The 19,606-nt window shown below is 60.7% G+C and carries 15 protein-coding genes and 1 pseudogene; 2 read left to right on the top strand and 14 right to left on the bottom strand.

Going from position 1 to position 19,606, the window contains the following annotated elements; genetic code table 11:
- Positions 1-4: 4 nt before the first annotated feature.
- Together HU754_RS29740 and HU754_RS29735 are read left to right on the top strand one after the other, a co-directional pair.
- Positions 5-1,066: pseudogene (locus HU754_RS29740) on the top strand (methyl-accepting chemotaxis protein); the annotation flags it as partial.
- Positions 1,049-1,921, top strand: coding sequence for a methyl-accepting chemotaxis protein (locus HU754_RS29735; RefSeq protein WP_437182482.1), 873 nt, complete (start codon positions 1,049-1,051; stop codon positions 1,919-1,921). The pseudogene HU754_RS29740 and the gene HU754_RS29735, both read left to right, overlap by 18 nt.
- Before the next feature lie 133 nt (positions 1,922-2,054).
- Here the strand turns inward: HU754_RS29735 and HU754_RS02995 are convergent, their stop codons facing one another.
- The 14 genes from HU754_RS02995 to HU754_RS02930 all read right to left on the bottom strand — a co-directional run bounded on the left by HU754_RS02995 (position 2,055) and on the right by HU754_RS02930 (position 19,574).
- Positions 2,055-2,789 carry an amino acid ABC transporter ATP-binding protein gene (locus HU754_RS02995; protein ID WP_093430062.1) on the bottom strand — a complete coding sequence of 245 codons (735 nt, stop codon included), beginning with the start codon at positions 2,787-2,789 and terminating at the stop codon, positions 2,055-2,057.
- Positions 2,782-3,741, bottom strand: a complete 960-nt coding sequence (locus HU754_RS02990) for an amino acid ABC transporter permease (RefSeq protein WP_186621340.1) — start codon at positions 3,739-3,741, stop codon at positions 2,782-2,784. The genes HU754_RS02995 and HU754_RS02990 overlap by 8 nt, the downstream gene beginning before the upstream one ends.
- Positions 3,742-3,870: 129 nt before the next feature.
- Positions 3,871-4,668, bottom strand: coding sequence for a transporter substrate-binding domain-containing protein (locus tag HU754_RS02985; protein ID WP_093430341.1), 798 nt, complete (start codon positions 4,666-4,668; stop codon positions 3,871-3,873).
- 372 nt (positions 4,669-5,040) lie between these two features.
- Positions 5,041-7,611 carry a glucans biosynthesis glucosyltransferase MdoH gene (mdoH, locus tag HU754_RS02980; protein WP_016984611.1) on the bottom strand — a complete coding sequence of 857 codons (2,571 nt, stop codon included), beginning with the start codon at positions 7,609-7,611 and terminating at the stop codon, positions 5,041-5,043.
- Positions 7,604-9,385 carry a glucan biosynthesis protein G gene (locus tag HU754_RS02975; RefSeq protein WP_175559550.1) on the bottom strand — a complete coding sequence of 594 codons (1,782 nt, stop codon included), beginning with the start codon at positions 9,383-9,385 and terminating at the stop codon, positions 7,604-7,606. Before HU754_RS02975 ends, mdoH begins: the two co-directional genes overlap by 8 nt.
- A 350-nt stretch (positions 9,386-9,735) precedes the next feature.
- The gene (gene dtd, locus HU754_RS02970) at positions 9,736-10,173 is read right to left on the bottom strand and encodes a D-aminoacyl-tRNA deacylase (protein ID WP_007909321.1); all 438 of its coding nucleotides are present in this window, start codon (positions 10,171-10,173) and stop codon (positions 9,736-9,738) included.
- Positions 10,170-11,141: a prolyl aminopeptidase gene (gene pip, locus HU754_RS02965; protein ID WP_008080611.1), complete on the bottom strand. Its 972-nt coding sequence runs from the start codon at positions 11,139-11,141 to the stop codon at positions 10,170-10,172. The genes dtd and pip overlap by 4 nt, the downstream gene beginning before the upstream one ends.
- A 241-nt stretch (positions 11,142-11,382) precedes the next feature.
- On the bottom strand, positions 11,383-12,186 hold the full coding sequence (hutG, locus tag HU754_RS02960; RefSeq protein WP_093430059.1) for an N-formylglutamate deformylase: 804 nt from the start codon (positions 12,184-12,186) through the stop codon (positions 11,383-11,385).
- Positions 12,187-12,196: 10 nt separating this feature from the next.
- Positions 12,197-13,402 carry an imidazolonepropionase gene (gene hutI / locus HU754_RS02955; protein WP_186621342.1) on the bottom strand — a complete coding sequence of 402 codons (1,206 nt, stop codon included), beginning with the start codon at positions 13,400-13,402 and terminating at the stop codon, positions 12,197-12,199.
- Between the two features lie 136 nt (positions 13,403-13,538).
- Entirely contained in the window at positions 13,539-15,071 is a 1,533-nt protein-coding gene (hutH, locus tag HU754_RS02950) for a histidine ammonia-lyase (protein ID WP_186621344.1), read from the bottom strand.
- A 115-nt stretch (positions 15,072-15,186) separates the two neighbouring features.
- Positions 15,187-16,710: a histidine ammonia-lyase gene (hutH, locus tag HU754_RS02945; protein ID WP_186621346.1), complete on the bottom strand. Its 1,524-nt coding sequence runs from the start codon at positions 16,708-16,710 to the stop codon at positions 15,187-15,189.
- Positions 16,711-16,843: 133 nt separating this feature from the next.
- Positions 16,844-17,674 (bottom strand): quaternary amine ABC transporter ATP-binding protein, encoded by an 831-nt coding sequence (locus HU754_RS02940; RefSeq protein WP_186621349.1) that lies wholly within the window; start codon positions 17,672-17,674, stop codon positions 16,844-16,846.
- Positions 17,671-18,522 (bottom strand): ABC transporter permease, encoded by an 852-nt coding sequence (locus HU754_RS02935; protein WP_007949591.1) that lies wholly within the window; start codon positions 18,520-18,522, stop codon positions 17,671-17,673. Before HU754_RS02935 ends, HU754_RS02940 begins: the two co-directional genes overlap by 4 nt.
- Before the next feature lie 83 nt (positions 18,523-18,605).
- Positions 18,606-19,574: an ABC transporter substrate-binding protein gene (locus HU754_RS02930; RefSeq protein WP_093430054.1), complete on the bottom strand. Its 969-nt coding sequence runs from the start codon at positions 19,572-19,574 to the stop codon at positions 18,606-18,608.
- Positions 19,575-19,606: the final 32 nt, after the last annotated feature.

Raw genomic sequence — 19,606 nt, 5'->3', positions numbered from 1 at the left:
TCGCATGTACCGTTGGTTAGCCGAGAGTCTTGGAAACGTCAGCGTCAAACGCAAGCTGGGAATCGGTTTCGGCCTGGTGCTGTTGCTGACGCTGTTGATCACCTTCACCGGCTGGACCGGCATGAGCGGTATTATCAGCCGCGGTGACAAGCTCGGTTTTATCTCCAGCCTCAACGAACTGACCAAAGACCTGCGCCTCGCGCGTCTGGACTACGAAGCGCGCCGTGGCGAACAAGGTCCGGGCGTGGTCAACGACCTGCTCGGCAAACTCGACAGCGGCCTGCAAACCGCGCGCAGCCTGATTGAACAGCCGTCCGACGCGGCGATGGTCGATCAACAACTGGCCGCCGTTGCCGAATACAAACGCGCTTTTGCCGACATGACCCAAGCCACCGTGCAGCGCGAAGACGCCCGCAGCAAGCTCGGCGCCAGTGCCGACAATGCCGTGGCGAAAGTCGCGGAAGTGGAAAAATCCATGCTGGCGGGTGACAGCGTCGCGCAATTCAACAGCGTGATCGAGCTGAGCAAACTGCTGCAGCAAGCACGCTATCAAGTACGCGGCTACACCTACAGCGGCAAGGCCGAAGCCGAGCAACCGGCGCTCGACGCCATCGACAACGCCCTGAAAAACCTCGACAGCCTGCCGGCCAAATTGCCGGAGCAGCACATCGCCAACCTGCAACAGGCTACCGCCTCGATCAAAGCCTATCGCGCGGCCGTTGCGCAGTTCCGCGACTCGCAGGTCAACAACGCCAAGGCCGCCGCGCGCATGTCGACGCAGGGCGACATCCTTATCGACGTCAGCAAGAAACTCACTGAATCGCAGACCATCGTTCGTGATACCGATGCCGCCCACGCCAAGAACATGCTGATCATCGCCACCTTGCTCGCCGTGGCTTTCGGCTTGCTTGCCGCCTGGGCAATCACCCGCCAGATCATCATCCCGCTGAACCAGACCCTGAAAGTCGCCGAGCGCGTGGCTGCGGGCGACCTGACCCACAACCTGGTTTCCCTGCGTCGCGACGAATTGGGCCAACTACAACGTTCGATGCAGAGCATGACCCAAGGCCTGCGTGAACTGGTCGGCGGGATCAGCGATGGCGTTACCCAGATCGCCAGCGCCGCTGAAGAACTCTCGGCGGTGACCGAGCAGACCAGCGCCGGGGTCAACAACCAGAAAATCGAGACCGATCAGGTTGCCACGGCCATGAACGAAATGGCCGCCACCGTGCAGGAAGTCGCGCGTAATGCCGAAGAAGCTTCCGAGGCCGCCGTCGCAGCCGACCAACAGGCTCGCGAAGGCGACAAAGTGGTGGGCGAAGCGATCGCGCAGATCGAGCGGCTGGCCGCTGAAGTCGGTCACTCGACCGAAGCCATGGGTGAACTGAAGCGCGAAAGCGACAAGATCGGCAGCGTCCTCGACGTGATCAAGTCGGTAGCGCAACAAACCAACCTGCTGGCCCTCAACGCCGCCATCGAAGCCGCGCGTGCCGGTGAAGCCGGACGTGGTTTCGCGGTAGTTGCCGACGAGGTGCGCAGCCTCGCCCAGCGCACGCAAAAATCCACCGAAGAGATCGAAGAGCTGATCGTCGGCCTGCAAAACGGCACCCAGCAAGTGGCGACGATCATGGACAACAGCCGCAACCTCACCGACAGCAGCGTTGAGCTGACCCGTCGCGCGGGCGGTTCGCTGGAAAGCATCACCCGTACCGTGTCGGCGATTCAGGCGATGAACCAGCAGATTGCGGCAGCGGCCGAGCAACAGAGCGCGGTGGCGGAAGAGATCAACCGTAGCGTGCTGAATGTGCGGGACGTGTCGGATCAGACATCGGCGGCGAGTGAAGAGACGGCGGCGTCCAGCGTTGAGCTGGCGCGGCTGGGGACGCATCTGCAGATGCTGGTGGGGCGGTTCAAGGTTTGAGGTGATCCGAAAACCTCGATTCATTCAGAATCGAGGTGATGCCTTCGCGAGCAAGCTCGCTCCCACAGGATTTGTGTCGATCACAAAGGTTGTATTCGACCCATTCACTGTGGGAGCGAGCCTGGCGCTGAAATTACAGAACCTGACGCAAGAAGGCCTGCGCGCGCGGATCCTTCGGTGCATCGAAGAACTCCGCCGGCGCGGCATCTTCCAGCAACTTGCCGTGATCGAAAAACAACACCCGATCCGCCACTTCCCGGGCAAAGCCCATTTCGTGGGTCACGCAGACCATGGTCATGCCTTCCACGGCCAGGTTCTTCATCACGTCCAGCACCTCGCCGACCATTTCCGGGTCGAGCGCCGAGGTCGGCTCATCGAACAGCATGACCTTCGGCTCCATCGCCAGCGCCCGGGCAATCGCCACGCGCTGTTGCTGACCACCGGACAGGCGTGACGGAAATTCGTTGGCCTTCTGCGCAATCCCGACCTTTTGCAGCAACTCCATCGCCTTGGCTTCGCGCTCTTGCTTGCCGCGCTTGCGCACGACTTTCTGCGCCAGACAGAGGTTTTCCAGCACCGTCATGTGCGGGAACAGGTTGAAATGCTGGAACACCATGCCGACTTCACGGCGGTAGGCGTTGACGTCGGTTTTCGGATCGGCCAGTTGCAGGCCGTCGATGCTCACCGAGCCGGAATCGAATTCTTCCAGGCCATTGAGGCAGCGCAGGAAGGTCGACTTGCCGGAACCCGACGGGCCGATCACCACCAGCACTTCGCCTTTGGCGACCGTGGTGCTGACGTTATCCACCGCGCGCACCACTTGCCCACGGGTGTCGAAGACTTTTACCAGATCGCGGACTTCAATCACTTTGCGCGAGCCTCCGCTCAAGCCGACTGGCGATTTTCGACAGCGGCAGGTTGATCAACAGGTACAGACCGGCGACGCAGAATAGAATCTCGAACGGCGAGAACGAGGTGGTGATGACCTCACGGCCGCTTTTTAGCAGTTCGGTGATGGCGATCACCGACACCAGCGAGGTGTCCTTGACCAGACTGATGAATTGCCCGGCCAGCGGTGGCAGCACGCGTTTGAACGCTTGCGGCAACACCACGTGACGCATCGATTGACCGGCACTCAGACCGAGCGAACGCGCTGCTTCGTTCTGGCCACGGGCAATCGACTGCACGCCGGAACGGATGATCTCGGCTACGTAAGCGCCAGTGAACAGCGACAGCGCGGCGATCCCGGCGAACTCGCGGGACAGGTTCATCACCGTGCCGATGAAGAAGTAGAAAATGAAGATCTGCACCAGCAGCGGCGTGCCGCGCACCAACTCGACGTAGATCGTCGAGAGGTCGCGCAGGGTCGGGTTGTTCGACAGTCGGCACAGGCCGGTGACCAGACCGATCAGCAAACCCAGGACACCGGAAACCACTGACAGCCAAAGCGTGGTCCACAGCCCCCAGAACAGCGGGCCTGCCGCCCAATGCCGAGTCACGCCCACGACGTCACCTTCGGCGACATCGTCGCCCTGAGCGAATTGCAGGCTGTTCTCGTCGACGGTCAGGTGCTGCTCATCACCGGCGTCGTTGCGCAGGGTGACTTGCGCGCTGCTGCCCTTGCGCACCAGTTCGGTGACGGTGGAAATGTCGGTGGCACGCTGGGTTTCCTCGGCCTGATAGGCGAAGTACTGCGGCACGCGATTCCAGCGCCATTCGTAGGACATCAGCGACGTCGCGTAATACAACGCGCCCGCGAGGCCGACCAGCACCAGCACGGTGAGGACGTGCCAGGGCCATTGGGCTTTTTTCTGTTTCATTGCAGGTTCCGGATTTTGTGTTGCTCTGGAGGGCCCCTTCGCGAGCAAGCTCGCTCCCACATTGGAATGCATTCCTCTGTGGGAGCGAGCTTGCTCGCGAATGGGGCGACTCGGTCTATCTGACCGGGCTTATTCCATGTCCTTGAGCCACTCGGTGCTCTTGAACCACTTGTCATGGATACGATCGTAGGTGCCGTCTTCGTGGATCTGGTGCAGGAAGTTGTTGATGAAGTTGAGGCTGTCGTAATCGCCCTTCTTCAGACCGAAGGCCAAAGGCTCGTAGGTGAATGGCTTGTCGAGGAACACCAGTTTGCCGGCGCCGACCTTGGTCACCGCAACGACGTTGTACGGCGCGTCGTAGATGAAGGCGTCAGCCTTGCCGTTGACCACGTCGAGCACGGCTTCCTGCTCGTTGTCGTAGCCGTGGTACTTGGCTTTGGAGATGAGCTTCTTGGCGACCATTTCACCGGTGGTGCCAAGCTTGGAGGTGATGCGGTAGTCGGCGCTGTTCAGGTCTTTGTACGACTTGATGGTGCCTTCCAGCTCCTTGCGGATCAGCAGGGTCTGGCCTACAACGATGAACGGTTCGCTGAAGTTCAGGCGCAGGTTGCGTTCCTGAGTCAGGGTCATGCCGCTGCCGATCATGTCGAACTTGTCGGTCATCAGCGCCGGGATGATGCCGTCGTAACCGGTAGAAACCAGTTCCAGCTTGACGCCCATGGCCTTGGACATGGCTTTGAGGATATCGACTTCGAAACCGATGATTTCGCCGCGCTTGTTGGTCATTTCGAACGGCATGTAGGTCGGATCCATACCGACTTTCAACGTGCCGCGCTTGACCGCGTCATCGATTGCGCCAGCCTGCGCCGCATTGACTGCAACCAGTGCCGTGACGCCGACCAGCAGCATCGACAGATACTTCTTCATCTTCAAGTCCCCAAAACCATTGCGTGTGCGGCGCGAAAACCAACAGTGACGGGCAAAAAAGCCCGGGTGCGCCAATTCGGGGACGGATGCTAACGCACTCGTTTTTTTGCACAAGGTTTAATGGACGATTTGTTTAACAATCAAGAGCTACCCCCTCACCCCAGCCCTCTCCCCCAAGGGGCGAGGGGGAAAGGGAGCCGATCTTCATGCTGTTCAAATCCGAGTTCGACTGGATATTTCAGGTCGGCGTAACTCGAACATCCAACTCGGTCAGTCCCCTCTCCCTTTGGGAGAGGGGTAGGCGGGCGGCGTTCCGATGAGGGGCTTTTCAGCAGGTCAAAAAAAACCCCGCAACATCGCGGGGTTTCTTCATCAGGCCGGTTGCGCCTGCAGGCTAACCGGTCGCAGCGGCAGCAACGGCGCATGCGGATCAGCTTTCACCGAAGCCCGCCAAGCATCCAGCCACTCAGCGTGACCTTCGGCCCAGACCTGCTCATGCAAACGCGCCAAAGCCACCGGATCGCTCAGCAGTTGCAGACGATCATGGTTGTTCAGCCCGGCCGGGCCAACCTTGATCGCGTGCCGCACACGTTCCTGACGCAACCACTCGATCGGCTCGGCCTGACCGTGACGGGAGGTCGCCAGCGAGCACGCCAAAGCGTTCTGCTGTGGATCGACCACCGCGCGGACAAAGCCGTCGTTGAGGGCGTGGTAACGGTTTTCGTGGGTGTACTGGTCGGTTGCCAGCAGCGCCTGTGGCGGGTTGTATTCCTCAGGGATGAGGAACAGGCTCTCGTCACGGGACTTCAGGCCCAGACCGACACGGCTGGAAATCACCGACACCGGGATCGACAGCATCAGCGAACCGACGATCGGCACCAGCCACCAGAGGAAGCTCGGGTTCAGCCAGATCACCAGCAGCGCCCAGCAGAAACCCAGCAGGGTCTGCGGACCGTGGCGTTTGACCGCTTCGCTCCAAGGCGTCGAGTCGTCGTCACGTTGCGGCGAATTCCAGGTCGCGGCCCAGCCGAGGAACGCGGCGAGGACGAAACGGGTGTGGAAAATCATCCGCACCGGCGCCAGCAGCATGGAGAACAGCATCTCCAGCAGCATCGACAAGGTCACCTTGAACTTGCCGCCGAACTCTTTCGCGCCCTTGGCCCAGATCAGGATGATGCTCAACAGTTTCGGCAGGAACAGCAGCACGATGGTCGTCGAGAACAGCGCGATCGCCTTGTCCGGGTGCCATTGTGGCCACAGCGGATAGAGCTGACGCGGTTCGAGGAAGTACTGCGGCTCCATCAGCGTGTTCACCGCCAGCAGCGCGGTCGACAACACCAGAAAGAAGAACCACAACGGCGCCGACAGATACGACATCACGCCGGTCAGGAACACCGCACGGTGCACCGGGTGCATGCCTTTAACCAGGAACAGACGGAAGTTCATCAGGTTACCGTGGCACCAGCGACGGTCACGCTTGAGTTCGTCGAGCAGGTTTGGCGGCAGTTCTTCGTAGCTGCCCGGCAGGTCGTAGGCAATCCACACGCCCCAGCCGGCACGGCGCATCAGCGCGGCCTCAACAAAGTCGTGAGACAGGATCGCACCGGAGAACGCACCTTTACCCGGCAACGGCGCCAGGGCGCAGTGGTCGATAAACGGCTTCATGCGGATGATCGCGTTGTGACCCCAGTAGTGGGATTCACCCAACTGCCAGAAGTGCAGACCGGCGGTAAACAGCGGGCCGTAAACGCGGGTGGCGAACTGCTGCATGCGCGCATACAGAGTGTCCATGCCCGACGCACGCGGCGCGGTCTGGATGATCCCGGCGTCCGGCGTGGCTTCCATCAAGCGTACCAGACTGGTCAGGCACTCGCCGCTCATCACCGAGTCAGCGTCGAGCACGACCATGTACTTATAGTCACCGCCCCAGCGACGGCAGAAGTCGTCAAGGTTGCCGCTCTTGCGTTTCACACGACGGCGACGACGGCGATAGAAGATCTTGCCGAAGCCTTTGGCTTCGCGGCAGACATCCAGCCAGGCCTGTTGCTCGGCGACACAGATGTCGGTGTCGTTACTGTCGCTGAGAACGAAGAAGTCGAAGCGGTCCAGATCACCGGTGGCAGCGACCGACTCGAACGTCGCCCGCAAACCGGCGAACACACGCGGCACGTCTTCGTTGCAGATCGGCATGACCAGCGCGGTACGCGCGTCTTTGGCAATCGGCTCGTTACCGGCGCTTTTGCCGGAGATACGGTATTTATCGTGACCGGTGAGCAACTCAAGGAAGCCCATCAACGCGGTCCAGAAACCCGCCGATACCCAGCAGAACAGAATCCCGAACAGAATCAGGATGCTGGTTTGCAGCGCATACGGCAGCACTTGCGTAGCGGTTTGCAGCAGCGGCTGGTGCAGGACTTCTTCGAGGTCGACGAACGACCAGCCCTGGTACGGCATGATGCCTTTCATGTACCAGCCGGCGACGATGGTCTGGCCAAGCATCAGCAGCAACAGAATGTAGCGACGGATCGAACCGACGGTGCGCCAGCGCGCGGCCGGCAGGACGTTTTCGTCCTTTGGCGGCTGCGGCGGATTGGTGCGACCGGTCATACGGCGCCAGCCACGCACCAGAATATTGGTGCGCCACGGCTCCGGCACGACCTTGGTCCGACGGATCGGCGGCGTTGCCTTCATGCTGACGCGACCGCTGGCGTCGAGCACCAGCATCTCCGCGTCTTCAAGCTCTTCGGCGGTGCTGAGGATCAGGCGCTTGCCCACCGAAGCCTGGGCGGCCTCGGCAGGTGCGTCGAACGTTGAAGACGACAGGCGTTCATGCAGCTCGCTGAACGACTGGCAGCCCGCGAGTTCCGCGCGCTGCTCGTCGGTCATCGGCAGATGCGCCAGATACTCGGACAGAGTCTCTGGCTGTACTTGAGAGTTACTCATCGGCAGGCAACTGATAGCTCCAGGTCTCGGTCAGGACTTCTTCAGTCGGTGCCGATTCCGGTGTGGCTGGGGCCGCGTCCGCAGCGGCTGGCTGCTTGGCGTCTTTATTAGCCTTGTCCTTGGCATCTGCGGCTGGCTTGGCGTCGGCCTGTTTGGCCTCGGCGGCCTTGGCTTCCTTGTCGAGTTTCTCTTGTTGCTTGGCGGCAACCTTGTCGGCCTTGGCAACGGACGAGTTGGACGCCGGCACCGATTTCGCCAGATCAGCAGTCACGACTGGCTGAACCAGGGCGGCACGCATCTCGGTCGACTTGCTCGCGTCCTTGATCTTCATGCGCAGGGTCAAGCGCCAGCCTTTGGTTTCCGGGTTGTAGCGCACGCTGTTTTCAACCAGCTCGGCGTTGTCACCAACACTGACCTGACTGCGCACATCGGCATCCGGGGTCAGCGCGGCCAGCGACGGACCTTCGAAGTCGACCAGGTAGGCAACGCTGCCGTCCGGCTGGCGGATCAGGTTCGATTGCTTGACGTCACCGGTCGAACGCAGGGTCTGCGAAACCCAGGCGCTGTCCGGCGCATGAATCGCCGCTTCGTCCATGGTCCAGTGCATGCGGTAGGCGAAGTCCAGCGGCTGACCCGGCTCCGGCATTTTTTCCGGGCTCCAGAACGCAACGATGTTGTCGTTGGTTTCGTCGGCGGTCGGAATTTCTACCAGATCAACGGTGCCTTTGCCCCACTCGCCCTTCGGCTCGATCCAGGCGCTTGGGCGCTTGTCGTAGCGATCGTCGAGGTCTTCGTAGTGACTGAAGTCGCGACCACGCTGCAGCAGACCGAAACCACGCGGGTTCTCGACGCTGAAGTTGCTCACGGCCAGATGTTTCGGGTTGTTCAACGGACGCCAGATCCACTCGCCGTTGCCGGCATGGATCGACAGACCGCTGGAGTCGTGCAGTTCACGACGGTAGTTGAGAACTTTCGACGGCTGGTTGGCGCCGAACAGGAACATGCTGGTCAGCGGTGCGATACCCAGTTTGCCGACCTTGTCACGCAGGAACATCTGCGCTTTGACGTCGACAATGGTGTCGCTGCCCGGACGCAGGATCAGACGGTAGGCACCGGTAGCGCGCGGCGAATCCAGCAGGGCGAAGATCACCAGGTGCTTGTCGCCCGGCTTCGGCTGTTGAATCCAGAACTCGCGAAAACGCGGGAACTCTTCACCCGACGGCAGCGCGGTATCAATCGCCAGGCCACGGGCCGAGAGGCCGTAGGTGTGGCCCTTGCCAACAACGCGGAAGTAACTCGCGCCGAGCATGGTCATGATTTCGTCTTGCTTGTCGGCCTTGTTGATCGGGTACAGCACACGGAAACCGGCATAACCCAGTTGTTCAGTGGCTTTCGGATCGAATTTCAGGTCGCCGAAATCGAAGCGTGTCGGATCGTATTTGATCTCTTCGACGGTGTTCGCTGTGATTTCGTTGATTTTCACCGGTGTATCGAAGTGCATACCCTGGTGATAGAAGGACAGTTTGAACGGGGTCTTCTGATCAGCCCACTCAGCCTTTTCGGTGAGGAAGCGGATTTTCTGATAGTCCGCGAACTTCATGTCGCGGAATTCGTTCGGCAGGTTGCTGCGCGGGGCCTCGAACTTCTGCCCGGCCAGCTCTTTGGCCTTGGCCGATACATCGTCAAGATTGAACGCCCAAAGCTGACCGGCGCTGAGCAGGCACAGGAGCGCCGAACCCGCTACCAGGGCACTTCGCATGCGTTTGGCAGACATTTTTGCTGCATTACAGGGACTAACAATCACGAGCAACCCTCGCCGAAAACAGATCAAAAAACCAACGGCCAGATGAAGTGCCTGTGAGGCTTTCGGCAGTGAAAAGCCGACCTTCCAGAGCACCCTTGCCAAGTTGGCGAGCATTGTTCCGACTCCGCTGGGGCAAAATGATTCCCCAATCGGATCCAGACAAGTCTCTACCTAAGTCAAAAATGAATCAGCGAACGCTGATCCCAGTGCGCGCGATTATCTAGTAGCCCGCATGACAACGCATCAGGGGTAACAAAGTATTTATCGCGAAAACACCCTAAAAACAGTCGAAATTTCCTAAAAAGGTGTTTCAAGCGCTTTCAGGTCTGTAACAAAAAGGTAACCGGGCCATCGTTGACCAAATGCACCTGCATATCGGCGCCGAATCTACCTGATGCCACAGTGCCATGCACCTGTTTCGCACTGCTCAATAGATAGTCGAACAATTCCTCGCCCAAAGCCGGAGGCGCGGCCGTCGAAAAGCTCGGGCGCAACCCGCTTTTGGTGTCGGCCGCGAGGGTGAACTGCGAGACCAGCAGCAACCCGCCACCGACATCGGCGAGGGACAAGTTCATCTTGCCCTCCGCGTCACTGAATACCCGATAGTTAAGCAGTTTATGCAGAAGTTTGTCGGCACTGGTACGCGTGTCGTCGGGTTCGACCGCCACCAGCACCAGCAAACCGTGATCTACCGCGCCAACCACCTCGCCGGCGACTTCAACCCGCGCACCGCGTACGCGCTGTAACAGCCCCTTCATGCTTCTTCAGGCGGCAGGTCGAGCAGGCGTCGGGCCATATTGCCCGCCGCACGCACCAGTGCATCGGTGATGCCCGGTTCAGAGGCCGCGTGGCCAGCATCACGGATCACCTGCAGTTCGCTGTTCGGCCAGGCCTGGTGCAATTCCCAGGCGTTGTCGAGCGGGCAAATCACGTCGTAACGGCCGTGAATGATCACACCCGGCAAATGGGCGATCTTGCCCATGTCGCGGATCAGCTGGTTCGGCTCAAGGAAGGCATTGTTGGTGAAGTAATGGCACTCGATCCGCGCAATCGACAGCGCGCGCTGCGGTTCGGAGAAGCGATCGACCACCAACGGGTTCGGCCGCAGGGTTGCAGTACGACCTTCCCAGGTCGACCAGGCTTTGGCCGCGTGCATCTGGGCGATCTGGTCGTTGCCGGTCAGGCGCTTGTGGAATGCACTGAGCAGGTCATCGCGCTCGTCCAGCGGAATTGGCGCGATGTAGTCCTGCCAGTAATCAGGGAACAGACGGCTGGCCCCCGCCTGATAGAACCATTCGATTTCCTGCGGGCGGCAGAGAAAGATCCCACGCAGGATCAGACCGTGCACACGCTCCGGGTGGGTTTGTGCGTAAGCCAGCGCCAGGGTCGAACCCCACGAACCGCCAAACAGCACCCATTTATCGATGCCCAGGTGTTTGCGGATGCGCTCAAGGTCGGCGACCAGATCCCAGGTGGTGTTGTTTTCCAGGCTGGCGTGCGGCGTCGAGCGTCCGCAACCGCGCTGGTCGAAGGTGACAATGCGATAGAGGTTCGGATCGAAATAGCGACGGCTCTGCGCGTCGCAACCGGCGCCGGGGCCGCCGTGGATGAACACAACCGGCAAACCCTCCGGTGAACCGCTTTCGTCGACGTACAGCGTATGGGTGTCATCGACAGCCAGATCGTGCCGGGCGTGAGGTTTGATCTGCGGAAACAAAGTCTGCATTGCGCGCTCCGTAAGGGGTCGAGGTCATCCCTGGGGGGACTTCTATTATTCTGCCGTTGGGCATCATAAACCCGATTTACGTCAATGAGCATGCTCCAGAGCAGTCACCGTTTGTCAGCCGTAAACTTCGCAGGCTGTCGGCCATCCTGTGGGAGCGAGCCTGCTCGCGAATGCGGTGTGTCATTCAACGTAGATGTTGGCTGAACGGACGCCTTCGCGAGCAGGCTCGCTCCCACAGGGGTTACGCGGCGTAGTGAGATTTTGCCCACGCCAGATAGCCCTGCAGCAACTCCTTGAGCACCACCTGCGTCGGCTCGGCCAGATCGGCGCGATAGCGGAACGGTTCGAACTCTTCCATGTAGGTGCTCTGGCACAACTCCAGTTGCACGGCGTGGATGTTCTCGGCCGGGTTGCCGTAATGACGGGTGATGTGGCCACCCTTGAAGCGTCCGTTGAGCACGTGGCTGTATTGGTCGTGACGCGCGCAGATCGCTTCAAGTTGCGTGGCCAATTGCGGATCACAACTGGCGCCGTTGAAGGTGCCGAGGTTGAAGTCCGGTAGTTTGCCGTCGAACAGGTGCGGGATGATCGAGCGGATCGAGTGCGCGTCGAACAGCAGCGCGTAGCCGAATTCGGCTTTCAATCGCGCCAGTTCTTCCTGAAGCGTGCGGTGGTACGGCGTCCAGATCTGTTCCAGGTAAGTTGCGCGCTCTTCTTTCGACGGCTCGTGCCCTTCGCGGAACAACGGGATGCCATCGAACAGCGTCGCAGGGTACAGACCGGTGGTGGCACCGGCGTACAGCGGTTTGTCGTCGGACGGGCGATTCAGGTCAATCACAAAACGCGAATACTCGGCGGCCAAGGTGCTGGCGCCCAGTTCTTCAGCAAAATCGTAAAGCTGCGGGATGTGCCAATCGGTATCCGGCAGGCTTTTCGCGTCCGGGATCAGCCCGGCCGCCACCGCCGGGGTCAGGCGCACGCCGGCATGCGGCATGCTGATCAGCAGCGGCACGCGACCTTGTTTGAAATTCAGAACCTTATCCACAACCGCTCTCCTACAGACTTGATTCGACGCCGTGACGGACGACGCGTTTGTCCAGATCGCCACCCAGCCAATAAGCCAGATCCGCCGGACGATCAATGTGCCAGGCAACGAAATCCGCGACCTTGCCGACTTCCAGCGAACCGTGGGTGTCGGCCATGCCCAGCGCTTGTGCGGCGTGAATGGTCGCGCCGGCCAGGGCTTCTTCCGGGGTCATGCGCAAACAAGTGCAGGCCATGTTCAGCATCAGGCGCAGCGACAGCGCCGGCGAGGTGCCGGGGTTGAGATCGCTGGCAATGGCGATCTTCACCTTGTGCTTGCGCAGGGCGTCCATCGGCGGCAATTGGGTTTCACGCAGGAAGTAGAATGCGCCCGGCAGCAGCACCGCGACGGTGTCGGCTTCGGCCATGGCGATGGCGTCGGCTTCGTCCATGAATTCCAGGTGATCGGCGGACAGCGCCTTATAGCGCGCGGCGAGGCTGGAGCCGTGCAGCGACGACAGTTGCTCGGCGTGCAGTTTCACCGGCAGGCCGAGTTTTTGTGCGGCGATGAACACACGCTCGACCTGCTCTGGCGAGAACGCCAGGTATTCGCAGAAAGCGTCCACGGCGTCGACCAGCCCTTCGGCAGCCAGCGCCGGAAGCATCTCCGTGCAGATCAGATCGATGTAATCGTCAGCGCGATCCTTGTATTCCGGCGGCAACGCGTGGGCCGCCAGGCAGGTGCTGCGCACGCTGATCGGCAACTCCTTGGCCAGACGCCGGATGACCCGAAGAATCTTGCGTTCGCTGGCCAGATCGAGACCGTAACCAGACTTCATTTCAACCGTGGTCACGCCGTCACGCATCAGGCTTTTCAGGCGTTTGGCGGCGCTGGCAAACAGTTCGTCTTCAGTGGCTTCGCGAGTCGCACGCACGGTGCTGGCAATGCCGCCGCCGGATGCCGCGATTTCCGCGTAGCTGACACCTTGCAGACGTTTTTCGAATTCACCGCTGCGGTTGCCACCGAACACCGTGTGGGTGTGGCAGTCGATCAGACCGGGGGTGACCCAGGCGCCTTGCAAGTCGTTGACCGCCGGGTATTCGCCGGACGGCAATTGATTGCGCGGGCCGATCCACTCGATGTGCGCACCGGACGTCACGATGGCTGCATCTTCGATGATCGAGTAGACGCCCTGCGCCATGGTTGCGACGTGGCAGTGTTGCCAGAGGGTTTTCACTGTTGGCCTCCGTTGGGGTTGGTGATCGTTCCCACGCTCTGCGTGGGAATGCAGCCCGTGACGCTCCGCGTCACTGGACGCGGAGCGTCCCTTGAGGCATTCCCACGCAGAGCGTGGGAACGATCAGTGTGTAGGGTTAAAGGCTAGGCAAAAGCTTCGCCGAAACCAGCTCAGTCAAACACCGCGAAGCCAGCAGTTCAGTCGCCGCATTGATGTCCGGCGCAAAGAACCGATCCTTCTCATAAAACGGCACTTCCTTGCGCAAAATCGCCCGCGCCTGTTCCAGCTTCGCCGAAGTCTTCAGACCGTTACGCAGATCCAGACCCTGCACCGCCGCCAGCCATTCCACCGCGAGAATCCCACGGGTGTTTTCAGCCATTTCCCACAGACGCTTGCCGGCCGCCGGGGCCATCGATACATGGTCTTCCTGGTTGGCCGAAGTCGGCAAACTGTCCACCGAGTGTGGATGCGACAACGCCTTGTTCTCGCTGGCCAGCGCCGCAGCGGTCACCTGAGCAATCATGAAGCCGGAGTTCACCCCACCATTGGCGACGAGGAACGGCGGCAGTTGCGACATGTGTTTATCCATCATCAGCGAAATACGACGCTCGCTCAGCGAGCCGATTTCGGCGATAGCCAGCGCCATGTTGTCAGCGGCCATGGCCACCGGTTCGGCGTGGAAGTTGCCCCCGGAAATCACGTCGCCTTCAGCGGCAAACACCAACGGGTTGTCGGAAACGGCGTTGGCTTCAACAGCCAAAACCTCTGCGGCCTGACGGAACTGGGTCAGGCAAGCGCCCATGACTTGCGGCTGGCAGCGCAACGAATACGGATCCTGAACCTTTTCGCAGTTCTGGTGCGAGTCGGAGACTTCACTGCGTTCACCGAGCAGATCGCGGTAAGCGGCAGCAGCGTCGATCTGACCTTTCTGGCCACGAGCCGCGTGAATGCGTGCATCGAACGGCGAACGCGAACCCAATACCGCTTCAACCGTCAGACCGCCCAGCGCCAGTGCACCAGCGAACAAATCTTCACCTTCAAACAGACCACGCAACGCAAACGCGGTGGAGACCTGAGTGCCGTTGAGCAGCGCCAGGCCTTCTTTCGCGGCCAGCGTCAGCGGGGTCAGGCCAGCAACTTTCAGCGCTTCGGTGGCTTCCATCCACTCGCCCTTATAGCGCGCCTTGCCCTCACCGAGCAGCACCAGCGACATGTGCGCCAACGGCGCCAGATCGCCCGAAGCACCTACCGAACCTTTCAACGGAATGTGCGGATAAACCTCGGCGTTGATCAGCGCGATCAGCGCATCGATCACCACTCGGCGAATGCCGGAGAAACCACGGCTGAGACTGTTGACCTTGAGCACCATGATCAGCCGCACCAGCTCATCGCAGATCGGCTGACCGACACCCGCAGCGTGGGACAACACCAGCGAGCGCTGCAGATTCTCGAGGTCTTCGCTGGCAATGCGGGTCGAGGCCAGCAGGCCGAAACCGGTGTTGATGCCGTAGGCGGTGCGATTCTCGGCGAGGATCTGCTCGACGCAGGCAACGCTGGCTTCGATCTGCTGCGATGCGCTGTTATCGAGAGTCAGCTTGACCGGGTTCTGGTAGACGTCACGCAATTGGGCCAGGCTCAGTTGGCCGGGAATCAGGTTCAGTGCAGTCATTTTGTGCTCCTTTTGAGAGTTTGTTATTAACTCGCCAGACGCTCCGGAGATGTCCGTTGTCCGTCGCGTCTCGCCTTTTGGGGAGTCGCGCCTTGGCACGCTGGCGTGGGTATTGTCAGTGCAGATTCGGTAATACGTTGTGCAGCGAATTCGGGTTTTTCAGAACGCTCGCAGCGGCAGCGATATCCGGCGCCAGCCAGCGATCCTGGTCGTAGGCCGGGACCGTTTCGCGCAGCAGTCGCCATGCGCGGTCAGTGCCCACGCCAAAGCGCTGTTCCTTGAGGAATTCAAACGCCTGCGCCGCCAGCAGGTACTCGATGGCGAGAATCTGCGTGCAGTTTTCCAGCGCGCGATGCAGCTTGAGCGCGGCGTTGGTGCCCATGCTCAAGTGGTCTTCCTGCAGGCCCGAGGTGATGTAGTTGTCGAGCACCGCCGGTTGCGCCAATTGGCGGTTTTCCGCACACAGCGATGCGGCCACGTATTGGACGATCATCATCCCGGAGTTCACCCCCGGATTGGCCACCAGAAACGCCGGCAGACCGCTGACGTGCGGGTTCACCAAACGGTCGAGGCGACGCTCGGCAATCGAGCCGATTTCGGCCATGGCAATCGCCAGCAGATCGGCTGCCATTGCCACCGACTGACCGTGCGGGTTGGCTTGCGACATCACCCGGAAATTGTCCGGCGTGCCCAGCAGGAGCGGGTTATCAGTGCAGCCGTTGAGTTCGGCCTCGACCTGTTTGATCGCATGGTCGAGTTGATCACGCGCAGCACCGTGTACCTGCGGGATCGAACGGATGCTCAGCGCATCCTGAGTACGGATGCCCTTGCTCGACGCGATCACCTCACTGCCATCGAGCAAGGCGCGCAGATTGATACCCACTTGCTGCATGCCCGGGTGCGGTTTCAGCGCGATGATCTCAGCGTCGAACGCATCGATCTGGCCGCGCTGGGCTTCAAAACTCATTGCGCCGATGACGTCGGCCCATTGCACCAACCGCGTTGCGTCGGCAATCGCCAGACAGCTGAGGCCGGTCATGCACGGCGTGCCGTTGACCAGGCACAAACCGTCCTTTGCACCCAGCTGCACCGGTTTCAAGCCTTCTTCTGCCAATGCCTGTTGCGCCGAGGTGATCTGGCCGCGATAGCTGACATTACCGACGCCGAGCAACGCGATGCCGATGTGCGCCATGTGCGTCAGATAACCCACCGAACCTTGCGACGGCACTTGCGGGGTGATACCGCGATTGAGCAGCGCCAGCAGGCCTTCGACGACCCGGCGATGGATGCCGGATTTGCCGTGGCTGTAGTTGTGAATCGCCGCGCAGATGATCGCGCGTGTCTGCTCGTCGGGCAGCACCGGGCCGACGCCGCAGGCATGGCTAAGCAAGGTGTTGCGCGAGAGCTGGCTGAGTTGCTCGTCTTTGAGCGAGACGTTGGACAAGCCGCCCAGGCCGGTATTGACGCCATAGGCACGTTCGCCGCTTTCGACGATGCGCTGGACGATGCCTTGGGCGTTTTCGATGCGCGCCCAGGTGTCGCTCGACAGTTCCAGAGGCGCGCCGTGACGGGCGACAGCGACCACATCCTGCCAGCGCAGAGGGGTGCCGGTGATAACGATTTTTTCAGCCTGGGACATCATTAACCTCATCCGAACATTGATGCAGCTGTGCCGCCGCCTTCGCGAGCAGGCTCGCTCCCACATTGGAATGCAGTCTCCTGTGGGAGCGAGCCTGCTCGCGAAGAGGCCAGCCCAACCAGCACAAATCTACCTAAACCACCGCCGCCCGCCGCTGCACAAACCGGTCAACGTACTCATCCGCCGGCGAATGCAGAATCTCGCGCGGCGTGCCGACCTGAATCAGCCGGCCATCCTTGAGAATCGCAATGCGATTACCGATGCGCACCGCTTCATCAAGGTCGTGAGTGATAAACACGATGGTCTTGTGCAGAGTCTTTTGCAGCTCCAGCAACTGGTCCTGCATCTCCGCGCGGATCAGTGGATCCAGCGCACTGAACGCTTCGTCCATGAGGATGATGTCGGTGTCCGCCGCCAAGGCGCGGGCCAGGCCGACACGCTGACGCATGCCGCCGGAGAGCTGGTGCGGGTATTTGTTTTCGTAGCCTTTGAGGCACACGGTGTTGATCCAGTGCAGCGCGCGTTCCGAGCACATTTGCTTGCTCTCGCCACGGACTTTCAGGCCGTAGGCGACGTTGTCGAGCACGCTTTTGTGCGGCAGCAGGCCGAAGCTCTGGAACACCATGCTGATCTTGTGCCGGCGAAATTCGCGCAGGGCGTCCATGTCGTATTGCAGGATGTCCACGCCGTCGACGAGGATCGCGCCGCTGGTCGGGTCGATCAGCCGGTTGAAGTGGCGCACCAGCGTCGACTTGCCCGAGCCGGACAGGCCCATGATCACGAAGATCTCGCCGGTGCCGATGCTCAGCGACAGATCGTTCACGCCGACCACGCAACCGGTCTCGCTCAGCACCTGATCCTTGGTCTTGCCCTGGCCGACCATCGCCAGTGCGTCCTTGGCGCGGTTGCCGAAAATCTTGAAGACGTTTTTGACTTCGATCTTGCTCACGGTTGCGTTGCTCATTTGCTCACCTCATGCCGTGGCCGACCGTACGCCTGAGTAATGCGGTCGATGACCACTGCGAGAATCACGATCGCCAGACCGGCTTCGAGGCCGCGTCCAACGTTGAGGGTCTGAATCCCCACCAGCACATCTTCACCAAGCCCCCGGGCACCGATCATCGAGGCGATCACCACCATCGACAGGGCCATCATCGTGGTCTGGTTGATCCCGGCCATGATGCTTGGCAGGGCCAGCGGCAATTGCACGCCGAACAGTTGCTGCCAGCGGTTGGCGCCGAAGGCGTTGATCGCTTCCATCACTTCGCCGTCGACCTGGCGAATGCCCAGATCGGTCAGGCGAATCAGCGGCGGTGCGGCGTAGATCACCGTGGCGAAAATCGCCGGGACCTTGCCCAGACCGAACAGCATCAGCACCGGGATCAGGTACACGAAGCTGGGCATGGTCTGCATGATGTCGAGCAGCGGCATCAGCACCGAACGCAGGCGATTGCTGCGCGCCGAGAGAATCCCCAGCGGGATGCCGATCAGCACCGAAATGATCGTCGCGACCATCATCAGCGCCAGTGTCTGCATCAGCTTGTCCCACAGGCCAACGGCGCCGACGAGGAACAGCAGACCGACGATGACCGCCGTGGTCACCACTTTGCGCGTGGCGTGCCAGGCGACGACACCGACGATCGCCAGCATCAACCACCACGGCGCCGCACGCAGCAGGCCTTCGAGGTTGACGATGGCCCAGAGCAGGGTGTCGGAGATGTGGCGGAACACATCACCGTAGTTGGTGACCAGCGAATCGACCCAACCGTTGACCCAGTCGGCGATGGAAAAGGTAAAGCTTTCGGGAAACATAAGCGGCTCTCAATCAGAAATCTCAATCAAGCGATTACGGCATATCTCCCGGCCAGCCTCACGGTTGACCGGGAGGTATCGACCTACAGCGCCGCGTCGATTTTCTTGGCTGCGTCTGCACTGACCCACGCATGCCAGACCTCAGGATGTTCCTTGAGGAAGATTTTCGCCAGTTTTGGCGACTCGATACGTTCCTTGGCCATGCGGCCCAGGTTCTGGTTCAGCAGGTCGATCGGCAGGTTGACCTTTTCCAGCACGGCGACCAGTTCCGGGGCCTCGTCGTGGAAGGTTTTCGACAGACCGACCTTGATGCTTACGGTCTTGTCGACGCCGGGTTTTTCTTCCAGTTTCACCGCATCGATCTGGCCCATCAGCGGGGTTGGCGACCAGTAGTAGAACAGGATCGGCTCGCCGCGCTTGTAGCTCGACAGCACCGCCGCATCGAGCGCTGGGCCGGTGCCCGGGCGGAAGTTGGTGTAGCTGCTTTCCAGACCGTAGCTTTTGAGCATTTCGCTGTTGTCCAGCTCGCAGGTCCAGCCGGCCGGGCAATTGTAGAAGCGACCCTTGGACGGCTCTTCGGCGTCCTTGAACACGGCGGCGTATTTGCCCAGATCGGCGATGTTTTTCAGGTCTGGGGCTTTGGCTTCCAGCTTGCGTTTGGCGTCGCCTTCGATCACGTATCGCGGCACATACCAACCTTCCACGGCGCCGACGATCGGCGCACCGACACCGACGACCTTGCCGGCCTTCTCGGCCTTGTTCCAGACCTCGCTGCGGCCGACCCACTCTTCGGCGAACACTTGAATATCGTTGCTGCTCAAGGCGTTCTCCATGGTGATGGAGTTGCCCGGCAGGCTGTCGGTCTTGCAGTCGTAACCTTTCTCCAGCACCACTTGCAGCACGTCGGTCAGCAGCATGCCGCTTTCCCAGTTCAGGCCGGCGAATTTCACCGGTTTACCCGATTCGCACCAGCCAGCGGCTTGGGTCGCACCGGCACTGGCCAGCAGGCCCATGGACAGCAGTGTGGTGAGCAGGGTCTTGTTCGATTTCATTGTTTCGACGCTCCTAATCATGAATTGGCTTA

This window comes from Pseudomonas zeae, assembly GCF_014268485.2.
Lineage (GTDB): Bacteria > Pseudomonadota > Gammaproteobacteria > Pseudomonadales > Pseudomonadaceae > Aquipseudomonas > Aquipseudomonas neuropathica.
This window is presented reverse-complemented; position numbering and strand designations above follow the sequence as displayed.